This window comes from Kitasatospora sp. NPDC127067 (assembly GCF_042724755.1).
Lineage (GTDB): Bacteria > Actinomycetota > Actinomycetes > Streptomycetales > Streptomycetaceae > Kitasatospora > Kitasatospora lactacystinica.
Genome location: NZ_JBHXEM010000041.1, coordinates 1 through 17231 on the forward strand (window position 1 = coordinate 1; position 17231 = coordinate 17231).

At 73.1% G+C, this 17231-nt stretch carries 13 protein-coding genes and 1 pseudogene; 6 read left to right on the forward strand and 8 right to left on the reverse strand.

Going from position 1 to position 17231, the window contains the following annotated elements:
* The 4 genes and pseudogenes from ACFWJ4_RS18370 to ACFWJ4_RS18385 all read left to right on the forward strand — a co-directional run.
* Positions 1 to 1089, forward strand: a pseudogene (locus tag ACFWJ4_RS18370) (hypothetical protein); the annotation flags it as partial.
* 93 nt (positions 1090 to 1182) lie between these two features.
* Entirely contained in the window at positions 1183 to 2757 is a 1575-nt protein-coding gene (locus ACFWJ4_RS18375; protein WP_380545126.1) for a trypsin-like serine protease, read from the forward strand.
* 91 nt (positions 2758 to 2848) lie between these two features.
* Complete coding sequence (locus tag ACFWJ4_RS18380) at positions 2849 to 4588, forward strand: trypsin-like serine protease (RefSeq protein ID WP_380545128.1); 1740 nt, start codon at positions 2849 to 2851, stop codon at positions 4586 to 4588.
* 142 nt (positions 4589 to 4730) lie between these two features.
* A complete protein-coding gene (locus tag ACFWJ4_RS18385; RefSeq protein WP_380545130.1) occupies positions 4731 to 6581 on the forward strand; it encodes a trypsin-like serine protease in 1851 nt (616 codons plus the stop codon).
* A gap of 119 nt (positions 6582 to 6700) precedes the next feature.
* Here the strand turns inward: ACFWJ4_RS18385 and ACFWJ4_RS18390 are convergent, their stop codons facing one another.
* The 6 genes from ACFWJ4_RS18390 to ACFWJ4_RS18415 form a co-directional block, all read right to left on the reverse strand.
* A complete protein-coding gene (locus tag ACFWJ4_RS18390) occupies positions 6701 to 8122 on the reverse strand; it encodes an MFS transporter (protein WP_380545132.1) in 1422 nt (473 codons plus the stop codon).
* Positions 8119 to 8949 carry a glycerophosphodiester phosphodiesterase gene (locus tag ACFWJ4_RS18395; RefSeq protein ID WP_380545134.1) on the reverse strand — a complete coding sequence of 277 codons (831 nt, stop codon included), beginning with the start codon at positions 8947 to 8949 and terminating at the stop codon, positions 8119 to 8121. The genes ACFWJ4_RS18390 and ACFWJ4_RS18395 overlap by 4 nt, the downstream gene beginning before the upstream one ends.
* Before the next feature lie 150 nt (positions 8950 to 9099).
* Positions 9100 to 9504, reverse strand: a complete 405-nt coding sequence (locus ACFWJ4_RS18400; RefSeq protein WP_359914855.1) for a hypothetical protein — start codon at positions 9502 to 9504, stop codon at positions 9100 to 9102.
* Complete coding sequence (locus tag ACFWJ4_RS18405; protein WP_380545136.1) at positions 9501 to 9956, reverse strand: protease inhibitor I42 family protein; 456 nt, start codon at positions 9954 to 9956, stop codon at positions 9501 to 9503. Before ACFWJ4_RS18405 ends, ACFWJ4_RS18400 begins: the two co-directional genes overlap by 4 nt.
* 14 nt (positions 9957 to 9970) lie before the next feature.
* Positions 9971 to 11548 carry a peptidoglycan-binding protein gene (locus tag ACFWJ4_RS18410; protein ID WP_380545138.1) on the reverse strand — a complete coding sequence of 526 codons (1578 nt, stop codon included), beginning with the start codon at positions 11546 to 11548 and terminating at the stop codon, positions 9971 to 9973.
* A gap of 158 nt (positions 11549 to 11706) precedes the next feature.
* Positions 11707 to 12042, reverse strand: coding sequence for a hypothetical protein (locus ACFWJ4_RS18415; RefSeq protein WP_380545139.1), 336 nt, complete (start codon positions 12040 to 12042; stop codon positions 11707 to 11709).
* A gap of 295 nt (positions 12043 to 12337) precedes the next feature.
* Here ACFWJ4_RS18415 and ACFWJ4_RS18420 point away from each other — a divergent pair, with 295 nt between their 5' ends.
* Positions 12338 to 13576 carry an FAD-dependent monooxygenase gene (locus ACFWJ4_RS18420; RefSeq protein WP_380545141.1) on the forward strand — a complete coding sequence of 413 codons (1239 nt, stop codon included), beginning with the start codon at positions 12338 to 12340 and terminating at the stop codon, positions 13574 to 13576.
* 91 nt (positions 13577 to 13667) lie between these two features.
* Here the strand turns inward: ACFWJ4_RS18420 and ACFWJ4_RS18425 are convergent, their stop codons facing one another.
* Positions 13668 to 14576: a UTP--glucose-1-phosphate uridylyltransferase gene (locus ACFWJ4_RS18425; protein WP_380545143.1), complete on the reverse strand. Its 909-nt coding sequence runs from the start codon at positions 14574 to 14576 to the stop codon at positions 13668 to 13670.
* A 273-nt stretch (positions 14577 to 14849) separates the two neighbouring features.
* Here ACFWJ4_RS18425 and ACFWJ4_RS18430 point away from each other — a divergent pair, with 273 nt between their 5' ends.
* On the forward strand, positions 14850 to 15143 hold the full coding sequence (locus tag ACFWJ4_RS18430; protein WP_380545145.1) for a hypothetical protein: 294 nt from the start codon (positions 14850 to 14852) through the stop codon (positions 15141 to 15143).
* Between the two features lie 117 nt (positions 15144 to 15260).
* On the opposite strand, the gene ACFWJ4_RS18435 is transcribed toward ACFWJ4_RS18430, so the two are convergent.
* Positions 15261 to 17153 (reverse strand): penicillin-binding transpeptidase domain-containing protein, encoded by a 1893-nt coding sequence (locus ACFWJ4_RS18435; protein WP_380545147.1) that lies wholly within the window; start codon positions 17151 to 17153, stop codon positions 15261 to 15263.
* Between the last annotated feature and the right edge of the window lie 78 nt (positions 17154 to 17231).

A 17231-nucleotide genomic window follows, 5' to 3' on the forward strand; every position in this document is an offset into this window, starting at 1 on the left:
GGCATCGGCACCACCGGCACCGGTGGCGCGGCGGTCTGCAAGGGCGACACCGGTGCCCCGGCGATCCGTGAGGTCAACGGAAAGGCCGAGCTGGTCGCCGTGGCCTCGCGCTCGTGGCAGGGCGGCTGCCTGGGCACCCCGGCCACCGAGACCCGCACCGGCGCCTACAGCTCCCGGGTCGACAACCTCGGCGACTGGGTGAACGACCTGCGCTACCGCACGGCGGAGGTCAAGGCCGGCCTGCACTTGCAGATCATCGACATCAACAGCAGGGTGTGGAACACCGTCGACGACTCCAAGGGCGGCGGCTGGCTCGGCAGCTGGTCGACCGCCAGTAGCCCGTCGCCGACCGCCGTGGACAGCGTCGCCATCGGCGACACCGTGCACGTCTACGCCGTCGGTTCCGACGGCAAGGTCTACACCCACGACGGCAGGGTCGGTGGCGCGTGGACCCCGTGGGTCGAGGTGCCCGGCGGCGCCGGCGGCGCCCAGGGCGTCACCGCCGCGGTCCGCGGCAACACCGTCAGCCTCCAGATCATCGGCTCCGACGGCTCCCTCTACAGCACCCACGCCGACTACGCGGCCGGTGGCTGGCGCGGAAGCTGGGAGCAGGTCGGCGTCAACAAGCTGAAGTCCATCACCAGCGCCACCACCGCGGACGGCGTCGTCCACGTCTTCGCCGTCAATGAGGACCTTCGCGTCTACGGCCGTGACAACAGGCCCGACGGCAGCTGGACCCCGTGGGGCGAGATCCCCGGCGGCGCCGTCGGCGTCCAGGGCATCACCGCCGCCGCCCGCGGCAACACCGTGGACCTCCAGATCATCGGCGGCAGCGGCGACCTGTTCACCACCTACTGCCACTACGGCCTCGGCGGCTGGGACCCGCAGTGGCAGAAGGTCAGCGAGAACCGCCTGAAGGCCATCTCCAGCAGCGTCGAGGGCAACGTCGTCCACCTCGTCGCCGTCAACGAGGACACCAAGGTCTACACCCGCGACGCCGACTACAACGCCGGCAACTGGACGCCGTGGGTCGAGGTCCCCGGGGGCGCCTTCGGTGTGAAGGCGATCACCGCCGCCACCACCGGCTGACCCGGCCCGCACCACGTCCCGCCGGGCCGGCCGCCACCCGGCCGCCGGTCCGGCGGGGCACCCACTTCTCGTACTCCTCAGGGGGAATTCCTGATGTCCCGCAACTCCCAGGTCCGCGCCCGTCGGGCGGGTGTGCTGGTCGCGGCCGCCGCCGCCGGCACGCTGAGCAGCTTCACCCCGGCCGGCGCCGTGGTCGGCGACACGGCCGCCGACGGTTCCTACGCCTCCACCGCGCGGCTGGTGATCGGTGACAACCTGCGCGGCTGCACGGGTGCGCTGGTCGACCACTACTGGGTGGTCACGGCCGCGTCGTGCTTCTCCGACGATCCGGCGCAGCCGCAGGCGCTCGCCGCGGGTGCGCCGAAGTGGAAGACGACCGTGACGGTGGGTGCCAAGTCGGCGCAGGTGGCCGAGTTGGTGCCGCGTTCGGACCGTGACCTGGTGATGGCGCGTCTGGCCACGGCGGTGGACGGTGTCGCGGTGCTGCCGCTGGCGACCACGGCTCCGACGGCCGGGCAGTCGCTGCGCGTTCCCGGCTTCGGCCGGACCAAGGACGAGTGGGTGCCGGGCAAGCTCCACTCCGGTGTCTTCAGCCTCGACTCCGTGGCTCCGACGGGCATCGGCAGCACCGGCACCGGTGGCGCGGCGGTCTGCAAGGGCGACACCGGCGCCCCGGCGATCCGTGAGGTCAACGGAAAGGCCGAGCTGGTGGCCGTGGCCTCGCGCTCGTGGCAGGGCGGCTGCCTGGGCACCCCGGCCACCGAGACCCGCACCGGCGCCTACAGCTCCCGGGTCGACGACCTCGGCGCCTGGGTCAAGCAGGTGAAGGCCTCCCGCCCGGCCAGCGAGCTGTTCGCGCTCGGCGGGGACAGCAAGATCTGGACCAACGAGGGCGCGTACACCACGAACGTGTGGGGCACCTTCGAGGCGGTGCCGGACAGCATCGGCACGCGTCAGGTCAGCGCGGTCACGATGGGCGACACGGTGCGCCTGTTCACGATCGGCGGCGACCAGCGGATCTGGACCGCCGCGAAGAACACCACCTCCGGCAACTGGAGCCCGCCCCAGCCCGTGCCGGACAACAGCGGCATGCGGCAGGTGACCGCCGTCGCCATGGGCGACAAGGTCCGGCTGTACGCGATCGGCGGCGACCAGCGCATCTACACCGCGGCGGGCGACTACACCGCCGGCACCTGGACCGGGTTCGAGCCCCTGCCCAGCAGCTCCATCAAGCAGGTGACCGCCACCGCCGTCGGCAACACCGTGCGCCTGTTCGCGATCGGCGGCGACGACACGATCTGGACCACCACCGGCGACTACACCGCCGGGACGTGGACCACCTTCGAGCAGATCGCCAGCAGCTCCATCCGGCACATCGCCGCCACCACGATCGGCAGCACGGTGCGCCTGTTCGCCGTCGGCGGCGACCAGCAGATCTGGACCACCGACAGCACCGCCAACGGCCCCTGGACCACCTTCGACCAGGTGCCCGGCGTTCTGGGCGTCAAGCAGGTCGCCACCACCACCATCGGCGACACCGTCCGGCTGTTCGCCCTCGGTACCGACGACGCGATCTGGACCGCCGACAAGAAGGCCGACGGCAGCTGGACCACCTTCTACAAGGTCGACAGCAGCGCCATCCAGGGCATCGCCGCCACCACCGGCTGACCCGCCCCGCACCCGTTCCCCGCGGGGGCCGTCGGCACGAGACCGACCGCCCCCGCGGGTCTCCGCAGGCCCACTCGAAGGGAAAGTCCGCATGTCCCGCAAGTCCCAGTTCCGCTCCCGGCGGGCGGGTGTGCTGGCCGCCGTGGCGGCGGCCGCCGCCGGCACGCTGACCACCTTCGCCCCGGCCGGTGCCGTCTCCGGCGACACGGCGGCCGACAGCACCTCCGCCACCACCGCGCGGATCGTCGTCGGCGACCACCTGCGCGGCTGCACCGGCGCGCTGATCGACCACTACTGGCTGCTCAGCGCGGCGTCGTGCTTCGCCGACGACCCGGCGCAGCCGCAGACGCTCGCCGACGGCGCGCCGAAGTGGAACACCACCGCCACCGTCGGCGCGAAGTCGGCCCAGGTCGTCGAGCTGGTGAAGGCCGAGGGCCGTGACCTGGTGATGGCCCGCCTCGCCTCGCCCGTCGACGGCGTCACGCCGCTGGACGTGGGCACCGCCGCGCCGACGGCCGGGCAGTCGCTGCGGGTGTCCGGCTTCGGGCGCACCAAGGCCGAGTGGGTCCCGGACAAGGCGCACACCGGGGCGTTCAGCCTCGACACGGTGAGCGCGACCGGCGTCGGCATCACGGGGACGGGCGGTGCGGTGGTCTGCAAGGGCGACACCGGCGCCCCGGTGGTCCGCGAGGTCAACGGCAGGGCCGAGCTGGTGGCCGTGGCCTCCCGCTCCTGGCAGGGCGGCTGCCTGGACACCCCCGCCGCAGAGACCCGCACCGGCGCGTACGCCGCCCGGGTCGACGACCTCGGTCCGTGGATCACCAGGACCAGGAACTCCACCCCCTCGGGGACCGTGGTGAAGTCGTCGCCGTTCACGGTGGTCGACCCGGCCACCAACCATCCGCTGACCTTCGTCCAGGACAGCAGCAACCACCTGTGGTCGTACGACCCGCTGGGCGAGGGCTGGTCCGACCTGGGCGGCTACGCCGCCGCGCGCCCCACGGCGATCGCCACCCCGGCCGCCGACCCGGCCGACAGCCACGTGATGGTGTACGTCAACGGGCCGGACAACAAGCTCTGGTCCTACGACCGCACCACCAAGCACTGGACCCCTTTCGTCCTGACCCCGGCCGGGACGGCGCTGGCCCCCGACGCGGTGCCGCGCACGGTCGTGGACCCGACCACCAAGCACCTGGTCACCTTCGTCCGGGACACCTCCTACCACCTGTGGTCGGTGGACCCGCAGGGCGAGGGCTGGTACGACTACGGCGGCCTGGCCGCCACCGACCCGGTGCCGGTGGTCAACCCGAGCGACGGCCACGTCGTGGTCTTCTTCAACGGGCCGAACAACCGGCTGAACTACATCGACCGCCGCAGCGCCGGCCGGGTCGAGTTCCCCCTGACCACGTCCGGCACGGCGATGGCCCCGGACGCCGTCCCCTCGACGGTCGTGGACCCCGCCACCGGGCACTTCACCACGTTCGTCCGCGACACCGCCCACCACCTGTGGTCCGCCGATCCGTGGGGTCCCGGCTGGCGCGACCACGGCCCGGTGGCCGCCACCGACCCGGTCGCGTTCGCCGACGAGGCCGGCAAGCGGACCGTGGTGTACGTCAACGGCCCGGACTACAAGCTGAACGCGCTGGACTTCTCCACCGGCACGCTGACGCCGTTCGCCCGCACCCTGGCCGGGGACTCGGTTCCGCACACCGTGCTCGACCCGGTCACCAAGCACCCGGTCACCTACGTCCGGGACTCCGGCAACACCCTGTGGTCCTTCGATCCGGCGGGCCCCACCTGGGCCCGCTTCCGCGGCGGCCCCTCGGTCTGATCCTCGCCGTGCCGTCCGCGCCCGCCCCGCCGAGCGCGGGGCGGGCCGCGCCCCGGCCGGTGAATCTCCTCCGCACCCCGCACCCCGCACCCCGCGCACCTGCGGCGTGCCCTCCTTCCCGAACGTTCCAGGGAGATCCCTCATGTCCCGCAAGTCCCAGGTCCGCTCCTGGCGGGCCGGCGTGCTGGTCGCGGCCGCTGCCGCCGGCACGCTGAGCACCTTCACCCCGGCCGTCGCCGTGGTCGGCGACCCGGCCGCCGACGGCAGCTACGCCTACACCGCGCGCCTGGTGATCGGCGACAACGTGCGCGCCTGCACCGGCGTGCTGGTGGACCGCTACTGGGTGGCCACCGCGGCCTCCTGCTTCTCCGACGACCCGGCGCAGCCGCAGGCCCTCGCGGCGGGCGCGCCCAAGTGGAAGACCACCGCCACCATCGGCCGCACCGACCTGACGACCGGCGCGGGCACGGTGACGGAGGTCGTGGAGCTGGCGCCGCGCCAGGACCGTGACCTGGTCCTCGCCCGGCTGGCCAAGCCCGTCACCGACATCGCCCCGATCGCGGTCGCCACCACCGCCCCCAGCGCCGGGGAGACGCTGCGGGTGCCCGGGTACGGCCGGACCAAGGCCGAGTGGATCACGAACAAGCTGCACAGCGGCGCGTTCAGCCTCGACACCGTGAGCCCGACCGGCATCGGCACCACCGGGACCGGCGGCGCGGCGGTCTGCAAGGGCGACACGGGCGCCCCGGCGATCCGCCAGGTCAACGGCAGGGCCGAGCTGGTGGCCGTGGCCTCCCGCTCCTGGCAGGGCGGCTGCCTGGGCGTGCCCGCCACCGAGACCCGCACCGGCGCGTACTCCTCCCGCGTCGACGACCTCGGCGGGTGGATCGACCAGGTCCGCGGCGGCTGGTGGGACACCGTCACCGCCAACCCGGCCGCCCGCAGCTCGGTTTACGACCCGGTCCGGAAGACCTCCACGGTCTTCGCCGTCGACAGCAACCGCCACGTGGTGTTCTCCACCAGCCCGGACGGCACGACCTGGAGCGGCTGGGCGCAGGTCGGTGGCAACTGGGAGTTCGCGAGCGTTCCCACCGCGGTGTACAACCCCGCCACCGACGCCATCGAGCTGTTCGCGATCGGCACCGACGGCGTGCTGTCCCAGACGTTCTGGGCGCCGGACGGCCAGGGCTGGCGCGAGTGGTACTACCAGGACAACGTCCGGAGGTTCACCGGCAGCCCCACCGCCGTCTACAACCCGGCGACGAAGACCGTGGAGGTCTTCGCCACCCAGACCAACGGCGGCGTCGCGCACGCGTACTACACGCCGGGCATGACGAAGTGGAGCGGCTGGTACGGCATCTACGAGAACTGGCAGTTCGCGAGCAGCCCGAGTGCCGTCTACAACCCCGCCACCGGCGCCATCGAGCTGTTCGCGGTGGGCACCAACGGCGTGTTGTTCCAGACGTACTGGTTGCCGGACGGCAAGAACTGGCACGAGTGGTACTACCAGGCCGACGACCGGAAGTTCACCGGCAGCCCCACGTCCGCCTACAACCCGGTCACCAGGACCGTGGAGGTCTTCGGGACCCAGGCCAACGGGGTCGTCGCGCACGCGTACTACACGCCGGGCATGACGAAGTGGAGCGGCTGGTACGAGATCCCCGGCCGGCAGTTCGCGGGCTCGCCGTCGACGGTCTTCGACCCCGCCACCGGCGGTTTCAAGCTGTTCGTGGTCGGCGGTGACGGTGTCCTCGCCCGCGCCGAGTGGCAGCCCGACGACAAGCGGTGGCGCGACTGGACCTCCGTCGGGGACTGGAAGTTCACCACCGGCCGCTTCCCGACCGTGACGTTCAACGCCACGGCGGGCGTGCTGGACCTCTTCGCCACCGGGCAGAACGGCGCCCTGAACCACGTCACCTACAAGGCCGACCCGGCCCCGGGCGGTTGGGGCGGCTGGACGACGATCGAAGGCAGGACGATGATCACCGGCTGACGCGCGGCACCGAGCGCTGGAAGCACTCCGGGCCCGGCCGTTCCCCCGATCGGTCGGGGGAGCGGCCGGGCCCGGGTCCGTCGGGCGGGCCGACAGGGCCGTCGGAGGCGGAGGCGCCGTCAGAGCCGTTCGGGCACCGGGTTGCCGACGGCCTCGATGGCGCGGCGGACCGGCACCTTCAGCAGGACGACGAAACCGATGACGAAGAAGATCAGCAACGAGATGATCGCCGAGCGGTAGCTGCCGGTGATCTGGTAGGCGAGGCCGAAGACCAGCGGGCCCATCCAGCTGGTGCCGCGGTCGCTGACCTTGTAGAAGCTGAAGTACTCGGCCTCCTTGCCCGGCGGGACGAGGTGGGAGAACAGGGAGCGCGAGAGCGCCTGGCTGCCGCCGAGCACCAGGCCGATCATGCAGGCCAGGGCGTAGAACCAGGCGGGCTGGTGGGCGGGCATGAAGTAGCCCAGGGCCAGCGTGACGACCCAGCCGACCAGCGAGCCGAGGATGGTCCGCTTGGCGCCGTACCGGTGGGCGATCCGGCCGAGCAGCAGGGCGCCGCCGATCGCCACGACCTGGACCAGGAGGACAGCGGTGACCAGCGAGGTCTGCTCCATGCCGAGTTCCTCGCTGCCGTAGAGCGAGGCCTGGGAGACGACGGTCTGGATGCCGTCGTTGTAGCAGAGGAAGGCGGCGAGGTAGAGCAGCGTGAGCGGGTGCTTGCGCATGCCGCGCAGGGTGTCGGCGAGTTGGCGCAGGCTGCCGCCGGTGGGCTCGCCGTCCTCGGCCGGGGCGGCGGTGGGGCTGGGGGCGATGCCGGCCCGGGAGGGCAGCCGCAGCATCGGGACGACGGTGAACAGCGCCCACCACAGGCCGGCCGAGGCGAGGCAGATCCGCACGGCGGTGCCGGAGTCCAGGCCGAACGCGTCGTGGCCCTGGAAGAGCGCCAGGTTGGCGATCAGCAGCAGTCCGCCGCCCGCGTAGCCGTAGGCCCAGCCCTTGGAGGAGACCTTGTCGCGCTCGTCGGGGGAGGCCAGGCCGGGCAGGTAGGCGTAGGAGAGCGCGACCGAGACCGCGTACGAGATGTTGGCGACCACCAGCAGCGCGCCGCCGAGCAGGTAGCGGTCGCCCTGGAGGAGGAACATCCCCATCGTGGCGAGCGAGCCGAGGTACGCGAAGCCGCACATCAGTTCCTTGTGCCGTCCGGTGCGGTCGGCGACCGTGCCGGTGAACAGCATCACCGCGACCGAGAGCAGCACGGAGAAGGAGACCGTGTACGGGAAGAACGATCCTGCACGGATCGTCAGGCCGAGCGGGTGCACATTGCCGGCCGCGTCGGCGGCGTCCTTGGCGACGGAGGTCAGGTACGGGCCGAGGAACACCGTCAGGACGGTGGCCGAGAAGGCGGCGTTGGCCCAGTCGTTGACGTACCAGCCGAACTGTATCCGGCGCAGGGCCCGTCCGTCGTCGTCGGCGGCCGCGGGGCCGGCGGCGGGATCGGTCGGTGGGTCGTCCGGCAGGTGCGTCGCCGAGTTCGTGGTGCTCATGGGGTCCCCATCACCGTGCTGGAGCCGGTACTGCCGTCCGTCCAGCAGCCGCGCTCGCCGAGGACGTCCCGCAGGACGTCGATGCGATCGGCCATGATGCCATCCACGCCCAGGTCGAGGAGAGCCCTGATCCGTGTGGGATCGTCCACAGTCCAGACGTGCACCTGGAGCCCGAGCCGGTGGGCGGTGCGGACGAAGGCCCGGTCGACCACCCGGACGCCCCGGTGACGCTCCGGCACCTGGGCGCACAGCCCGGCGAACGGAGCCCCCCGGCGCCGGGACAGCGGCCCCGGACCGGCGGACGGCAGGAACGATTCGGCCAGCGAACGCAGCCGCAGCCGGGCGACCTCGCGGGGGCCGAGCGAGGTGGCCAGCCGGGGGCCGGCGGCGGCGCGGACGGCGGCCAGCCGGGTGTCGGAGAAGCCGCCGACGCAGACCCGGTCCCAGGCGTCGGTCCGGCGGATCGCCTCGACCAGCGGACCGACGGCCGGCGCCGCCTTGACGTCGATGTTGAAGCGGGCGCCGGGGAACGCGCCGAGCAGGTCCTCCAGCAGCGGCACCGGCTCGGTCCCGCCGATCCGGGCCCGCCTGACGGCCTCCCAGGGCAGCTCCGCCACCGCCCCGGCGCGGTCGGTGACCCGGTCGAGGCGTGAGTCGTGGAAGGCCACCAGCACGCCGTCGGCGGTGGCGTGAACATCCGTCTCCAGGTAGCGGTACCCGAGCGCGACGGCGGCCTCGAAGGCGGCGAACGAGTTCTCGGGGCGCCCGAGGTCACCGCCCCGGTGCGCGAAGGCGAGCGGCCCGGGGTGGTCGAGGAAGGGGTGCATGTGCTGCTCCGAGCTGCGGGGACAGGGACCCGGCGGGGCCGCGGGGCCGTGGTCCGCGGGCGTATCGCGTTACAGTATTACGCACCCTGTCAAGCAGTAACGCTCCGTTTCACCCCGATCCGCAGGACCGGCCCCGGGCCGGGCCGCCCCTCAGCCCCCCGCTCCACCGCGGACGTCCCGGCGCAGTCCCAGGATCTCCGCGACGGCCTCCAGCCAGCGGGCGAGCAACTGGTCGCCGTCGACGGTGGTGACGGTGGTGGCCGCCGAACCCAGCCAGTCGCGGGCGAGCCGGGCCGGTTCCGTCCCGGGGAGCGGCTCGGGGAGGTCGGCGGCGTAGCGGGCGCCGCCGCTGCGCACCACCTCGGCGAGGAAGGCGAGCGACCGGGGGAGCACCCCCAGCCGGTCGGCGGCCAGCGCGGCCGCGATGGCGCCCTCGCCGAACAGCGCGGCCCGGTGCGGGCCGGCGAAGGCCAGGCCGTAGCGGAGCATGGCGGACACGTCGAGCTGCCGCAGCTCGTCGTCCGTCCTGGGGCGGAAGCGGTCGTCGGGGCTCATCGGACCGTCACCGTGTAGGTGTTGCGCACGACCAGTTTCCTGTTCTCGTCGCTGGGGGCGGGCAGGTTGCAGTAGCTGCGGAAGCAGTTGAGGAGGGTGACGGCGGTGGTCCCGCGGCCCTTGGCCTCGAAAGTGTAGAAGCGGGTGCCGCCGACGCCGTCCGAGGTCTTCGACTTCTCCGGGAGGTCGAGTCGCTCGTCGGCCAGGGCGGCGACGGCTGCGTCCGGCCTCGGGTCCACGACGCTCCAGCGGTCGCCGGCCGAGGTGTTGTCCGGGACGGCGACCGTGAAGCGCTCGCCGACGGCGAGGTCGACCGAGCGCTCCTCCGCGCCGAGCACCCGGCCGCGCTCCGGCCCGTTCCGCGCGGCCTTCGCGTCCTGCCCGCAGGCCGTCAGCCCGGCCGCCAGGACGGCCGCCAGCGCCGCCGCCCGGACCGGCATCCTCGTGAACATCCGCACCGTCCCGGTCACTTCGGCAGGTGGACGGCGTAGGCGGTGGGCAGCCGGTTGTCCGAGGCGCCGCCCATGCGGCCGTTGACGAAGTCGTCCTCGCTGACCCAAGTGGTGGTGCCCCACGGGTTGTAGATCTGCAGCATGTTGCCCTCCTGGCCGACGATCATCATGGCGTGGCCCGACCGCTTGCCGTCCTTGTCGTAGCCCTCCACCCCGACCGGCACCGGCTTGCCGTCGGCGACCGCCTTCTCGATGTCCGGCAGGAGCTCGCGCCGGTCGTCGGGATTCGGCATCTTCTTGTAGTCGAAGTCGGCGCCGGTGTGCGGGCTGACCTCCTTCTCCAGCACCTTCTCCTTGCCGTCCGCCCCCATGCCGTCCCAGTTGTCGCCGCCGTCGCCCTCCTGGTGCACCCGGTGCTGTTCGGCCAGCAGCCGCTGCTGGAACGCCGCCGGGTCGTCCTCCTGGCCGGTCGGCCCGCCGGTCAGGTCCAGTGCGTAGAGCGGGTCGACCATCGCCCGGGCGGTGACGGTGGAGGAGGCGACGCAGGTGCCCTCGGTGTTCGCCTGCTGCCAGCGGGCGCCGTCGAAGGTGACCTCGTCCGTGTTCTTGTTGGAACCGTCGCCGTTGGTCCCGCCGCTGGTGGTGTCGTCGTCCTCGGTGTGGACGGGCGTCAGGTGCGTCCGGAGCCACTCCGGGTCCTTGCCGTGGATCTTGCCCTGGAACGCGCGGATCTCGTCCATGTTGTGACCGGCCGCCAGCGCCTTCATCAGATAGGCGCGCTCCTGCGGGGACTTGGAGTCGGCGAGCAGCTTCTCGAAGTCCGCCCGGTCCTTCTCGTTCATCCTGTCCAGGTACTCGCCGGACCGCTTCATGTCGTTGGCGGTCAACAGCTCGTTCAGCTCGGTCGGACCGTCCGGACCGGAGGTCTCGGCCAGCACGAGCTTGTCGGCGGCGGTGACCGCGCCGGTCTTCATCTTGCCCGCGCGGGCCTCGGAGGCCAGCTTGTTCAGGTCGCGGGCCGCCGCACGGGCCGCCTCGTCGGCGCGCTTGGCGGCGCTCAGCATCGCGTCGACCTGGGGCACGGCGGCCTGCTGCGCCTTCTTGCGCGCCGCCTCCTCGTCGTCGCCCTCGAACCAGTCGTCGAACCAGCCGTCCTCACCGCCCAGCGAGCCCAGCACCTGCTGGAGCGCGGACCGCGCGGCGCTGTCCTGGCCCTGGGCGTTGCGCAGCGCGTCCGCGAGGTGGAGCAGGGCTATCCCGCCGTTGTGGAGCGCGCTGGTCTGCTCGTCGACGGCGCGGGCCGCGGCGGCCACCACCTCGGCGGCCTTCGCCCCCGTGGAACCGGTCCAGACGTCCGGCAGCCCGGCGGTGGCGACCGCCAGGACGTCCTGGTGGAGCTGGTTCGAGTCGGCGGCCGCGTTCTTGTAGCGGTTGCCGGTGGCCTCGATGGTGCCCGGGTCCCCGACCGGCGCGTGGACCGCGAGGGCCCCCTTGATCGCGGAGATCAGCCCGTTCTTGCTGTCCGCCTCGCGGACGTCCTTCAACCGGTCGCTCAGCGCCTTGCAGCGCTGCGTGGTGGATTCGCCTGCCATGGCGGCTCGTTCGCCCCGTTCCCGTTGCCCGTGGTGTGGTTCCTGCCGCTGCCCGTCGGCTCCTCGTCGGCCGCCGGGCTGCGCGTACAGCTGCGCGTTCGGCTGCGCGTTCGGACACGCGTACAGCCGCGCGTTCGGCCGCGGCCCGTGTGCCTGACTCAGCCGAAGGGCCGGTACCCGCCGCTGCCCGAGGCCGCCACGAGGTCCTTCACCACGGTGCCGTCGGCCGACTGGTAGCCGGCCGAGGAACCGCGGACCTTGCCCGCCAGCTCGCTCAGCGCGCTCTTGATCGTCGCGCTCTGCGCCTGCCAGGAGCTGCTGAAGTTCTGGTACGCCGGATCGACGTCCTCGCCCCCGAACACGTCAGCGGTGTAGCACACCGGATCGCTGATCGCCGTCCCGATCGTGCCCTCGTCCCCGGACGCCTTGTCCAGCGCCTTCGCCTGGCCCTCGGCCCCGCCGGCCTGGATCGCGTACCCCGACCCCTGCGCCATGGTTCCCCCTCGTGCGTCCCCCGAGCCGTCCGCGCGACGGCGTCCGAGCACCATACGGGCCGTCCGGTGCCCGGGCAATTCGTATCGCGCCTGGTGGGGGCGCTGTTGCAGATTCATGACACACCGTCCACCGATCGGTCACGGCGCCCCGCCGAGGCTTGAGCGGTCGCCGTCCTGTCAGCGCGCCGCCGGTGTCCTGTCAGCGGCGACAGCGCCCTGTCCGCGTCCTGTCCGCGCGGTGCAAGTGCCCCGGCCCACGCTGGTGTTGAAACGGAGCAACCCACGGGAGGTCACCATGTCCAACAGCATCCGGCCGCACTCCGGCACCCGCCCCACCTCGGTGCTGGTCTCCGGCGCCGGGATCGCCGGCACCGCGCTCGCCCACTGGCTGAACCGCTACGGCTTCCGCGTCACGGTCGTGGAGCGGGCCCCCTCGCTGCGCGGCGGCGGGCAGGCGGTGGACATCCGCGGCACCGCCCTGACGGTGGTCGAGCGGATGGGGCTGCTGGAGGAGGTCCGGGCCCGCCGGACCGGGCTGCGCGGGATGTCCGTGGTCGACGCGGACGGCCGCGAGCTGCGCAGGACCACCGAGTGGACGGCCAGCGGCGGGCCGATCGGCGGCCCGGACGTGGAGATCCTGCGCGACGAACTCGCCGAGCTGATCGCCGGAGCGGACGGTGGCGCCGCGGGTGACGGGACCGCCGGGACCGCCGGGCCCGGCGTCGAGTACCGCTTCGACGACTCGATCGCCACCCTGGCGCAGCACCCGGAAGGCGTCGACGTCCGGTTCCGCGGCGGCACCGAGCGCTCCTTCGACCTGGTCGTCGGCGCCGACGGCCTGCACTCGAACACCCGGCGCCTCGTCTTCGGCCCCGAGGCGGACTACCTCCACCCCATCAACACCTACGTCGCCGGCTGGAGCGCGCCCAACCACCTCGGTCTCGACCGCTGGGAGATCGCCCACCGGGACGGCGACGACCCGAACTGGTTCTGCATGGCGATGACCGTCCGCGGCAACAGCGAACTGCGCGTCTTCGTCGGCTTCCACAGCGACGAGCCGATCGACGACATGCTCCCGCGCGACCCGGCCCGCCAGCGGCAGTTGGTGGCCGAGCGCTCCGCCCACGCGCGCTGGGAGCTGCCGCGCTTCCTGGAGGCGATGCGGGAGTCCGACGCCTTCCACTACGACGTCGTCGCCCAGATCCGGATGGACCGCTGGTCCAACGACCGCGTCGTCCTGCTCGGCGACGCCGGCTACTGCTGCTCCCCGGCCACCGGCCAGGGCACCAGCGTGGCGCTGACCGCCGCCTACGTCCTGGCGGGCGAACTGCGCGCGGCCGACGGCGACCACCACGCGGCCTACCCCGCCTACGAGCGGCGGCTGCGCGACCACGTGGCCGCCAACCAGGCGATCCTCGACGTGACCGGGGACCGGAAGGCCCGGTCCGAGACCGTCACGAACCTCGGGCAGTCCGACCCGAAGCTGGAAGCTGCCTTCCGGGCGGCCCTCGACTTCGACCTGCCGGACTACTGACCTGCCGGACCACTGATCAGCCGACCACTGACCGGCGGGGCTCCGCTCACCGGCCGGTGGGCGGAGCCCCGCCGGGCACGGGCCGTACCGCCTAGCCGGCGACCGCCGGGGAGAGCTCCGCGGCGAGCCGGCGCAGATCGGGGCCGTACTCGGGGTTGGCGAGCGCCGCGGCGAACTGGGCGCGCAGGTAGGCGGCGGGGTTGCCGGTGTCGTACCAGGTGCCGGCGATGACCTGCCCGTAGACCGCGCGCCGCGCCGCGTAGGCGTTGATGGCGTCGGTCAGGTAGACCTCGTCCTCGGGCTTCTCGTGCCAGCGGAGCGTCAGTTCGCGCAGCTCGTCGACGATGCCGGGGGTGATGACGTAGCCGCCGATCGCCGCGTACGAGGAGGGCGCGTCGGCCGGCTTCGGCTTCTCGACCAGACCGGTGATCCGCAGCGAGCCGCCGCCGAGGTCCTCCTTCACCACCGGCACGCCGTAGCGGTAGGAGTCCTCGGGAGCCATCGGCATCAGCGCGAGCACCGGCGCGTTGGTCTGCTCGTACGCCCGGATCAGCTGCTGCGCGCGGGGGACCTCGGCCACGAAGACGTCGTCGGGCCAGAGCACCAGGCAGGGCTCGTCGCCGAAGTGGCGGGCGGCGTTGAGCACCGGGGTGCCATTGCCGTACGGGCCGTGCTGGTAGAGGTAGCTGATGTGGCCCTTGCGGGCCAGCTCGCCGACCTCCTCGACCGCCGCCGCGAAGGCCGCCTTGCCGTCCCGGCGCAACTGCTCGACCAGGACGGGGTTGGGGCGGAAGTGCTCCTGGATCAGGCCCTTGTCGCCGTTCACGACGATGGTGATGTCGGTGATGCCGCTCTCGATCAGCTCGCGCACGGTGTGCTCGATGACCGGCTTGTCGCCGACGGGCAGCATCTCCTTCGGCGTGGCCTTGGTCAGCGGCAGGAGGCGGGAGCCGAGGCCGGCGGCGGGGATGACGGCTCGGCGGATCGTCCTGGGGGCCATGTGGCGCTCTCTCGTTTCGTGGGAGGTGCGGCGCCGTGGTGACGCGGCGTCCCGGTCGACGCTATCAAGCGCTGACGTGCCGTTAAGTGGACGGTCGGCATACGGAAGTTGGCCCAGCGGAAGCCGTCCGGATTCACCGGCGGCCGTGCGTGCCCGCGTGTGCCCGCCGCGCTCCGCCGCACGGCGGACGGCCGCGGCGGGACCGGGCCCTTTTTGCTCCCGAATCGTTTCCCATACCGGAAGACCACCCGAGGAAGACCACCGGAGGTTCCCATGACGGACGAGACCGGAACGACGGACGAGACCGGAGGGGCGGGCGAAGCCGAAGGGGCGGGCGAGCCCGGCCCGCCGCCGTACCGCAGCTACACCTGGGACGACGAGCACGGGGCCGTCCACGCCATCCTCTACCCGGGTGAGGAGGAGGCCGACGAGGAGCGCAAGGCCGGGTTCCGCGCGATGGGCGCCCGGATGCTGGCCGACCTGATCGCCGAACGGGAGGCGGAGCACACCCCTCCGTTCCCCGGCGTGCCGGACCTCCGCCTGATCCAGGGCGAAGGCACCGCCTGAACCACACTCCGCGCCACCGCACTTGCTCCAATCCACCCCCGCGCACGCGCCCCGGCGCGCACGCGGGCGGTGCGCGCCGGACATCCCGGCCCGGCCGGGGGCCGGGGGGCGGTCGGCTCAGCCCTTGCCGCCCGCCTTCAGCACCTGGGCCGCGGCCACGCCCGCCGCGCTGAAGCCGTGCCCGCCGCCCTCGACCTCGGCGGCGACGGCGAGATCGCCGCGGTAGGCGATGAACCAGCTGTTGCTGGCCTGGCCGCCGGCCTCGACGGTGCCGGTCTTGGCGCCGATCTGGCCGGACAGGCCGGCCATCGGGGTACGGGCGGTGCCCTGGGTGGCGGTCTTCGCCATCATGGCGCGCAGGTCCCGGGCGACGTCGGCCGGGAGCTTGCCGGGTGCCGTCGCCCGCTTGGCGTCCTCGCGCAGCACGGGCTGGCGGAACGTCCCGCTCTGCACGGTGGCGGCGACCGAGGCCATCGCCAGCGAGTTGGCCTGGATCCGGCCCTGGCCGATGTACGAGGCCGCGGCCTCGTCCTTGTTGCCGGGCGCCGGGACGGTCGCGTCCCGGCTCGGGACGCCGATGTGCCACTCCAGCCCGAGGCCGAACTGGTCGCGGGCCACCGTGCCCAGGGTGCCGGGCTGGAGCTTCTCAAGTCCCTTGTCGATGAAGCCGGTGTTGCAGGAGTGGGAGAAGTCGTCGGCGAGCGTGTAGGACGGGAAGTCGCCGGGCTCGTCGTTGTGCCAGGCGCGCGGCGAGTAGGTGGTGGCCTTGCAGGGCACCACGGTGTCCGGGCCCACCCCGGCCTCCAGCAGGGCGGCCGCGGTGATCACCTTCATCGTCGAGCCGGGCGCCTGGCCGCCCGCGATCGCGCGGTTGAAGCCGCCCTGCGGGGCGTACGCCATCGCCAGGATGTTCCCGGTGCTCGGCTGGACGGCCACCAGCGAGGCCGGATTGCCGTTCGCCGACTGCTGCTTGACCGCCTCCTCGGCCACCTGCTGCAGGTCGGCGTCCAGCGTGAGCTTGACCTGCGGGGCGCTCGGCGGGGTCAGCACGAACAACTGCTCCGGCTCGCTGCTGCCGCCGCCGCCCGGGCCCGAGAGCACCACGGCCCGGCCGGTGACGGTGGCGGCGCCGTCCGGCGGGGCGATCTGGGGGAGGACGGCGCGCAGCGACGGGAAGGTGTCGAGCGGCCGGCCCTTGCGGTCGGTGGGCTTGGAGACGGCGTTGGGCAGTGCCTTCACCGCGATGGTCCCGCCCTGGGCGAGCTGCGGGTGGATCACGGACGGCTTCCAGCGCACCACGGGCCGGCCGTCCTGGGAGCGGACGACGCTCAGCACGCCGTCGTACTCCCAGGCGTCCGGGGTGCCCTCGAACTCCGCCTTCACCCGGAAGCCCAGGGCCGGTTCGCTCGGGGAGTCGGCCTGGGCGCGGCCCGTCCCGGTCAGGGCGAGCGAGCGGGGGCCCACCTGCTCCTGGAAGGCGGTCAGCGCGGCGCGGGCGGTCTCCGGCCGGTCGGTCAGACCGGCGGCGGCCGCGATGTCGCCGCGGCTCCAGGCGGCCAGGAACTCCTTGGCCGCCGCCTCGGCCTGCTCGGCGGTCGGCGGGTCCTGCGGGGCCTTCGACACGGTGCCGGCGCCCTGGTGGCCGCCGGACGGGCCGTTGTCCGTCACGGCGTTCAGCACGTTGTAGGCGCCGTAGCCGCCGACCGCCAGCAGGGCGGCGAACACCCCGCCGGCCGCCACCATCACGACCCGGCGCGCGGTCGATCCGCGCGGGGCCCCGCCGTCGTCCTGCCCCTCGTCCTCGTCGAACGGCTCGTACCGGACGTCGTCGTCGGCGAGTTCGTCGTACTCCCGGTGGGCGCCGTATCCGTCCTGCGGCTGGAGCCCGTCGTGCCCGTGAAGCCCGTCGTGCCCGTGGACTCCGTCGTGCCCGCTGCGTCCGCCGTCCTCGACGTACTGGTCATGTCGGTCGTACTCGTCGTGCTGGTCGTTCTTCCGCTCCCCGGACATGGCGCCGTCCCCCCTGTGATCCTTCGTGTGCTGCGGGCACGCCCCCTCCGGTATGTCGGCCCGCCTCGGCCCGACCGG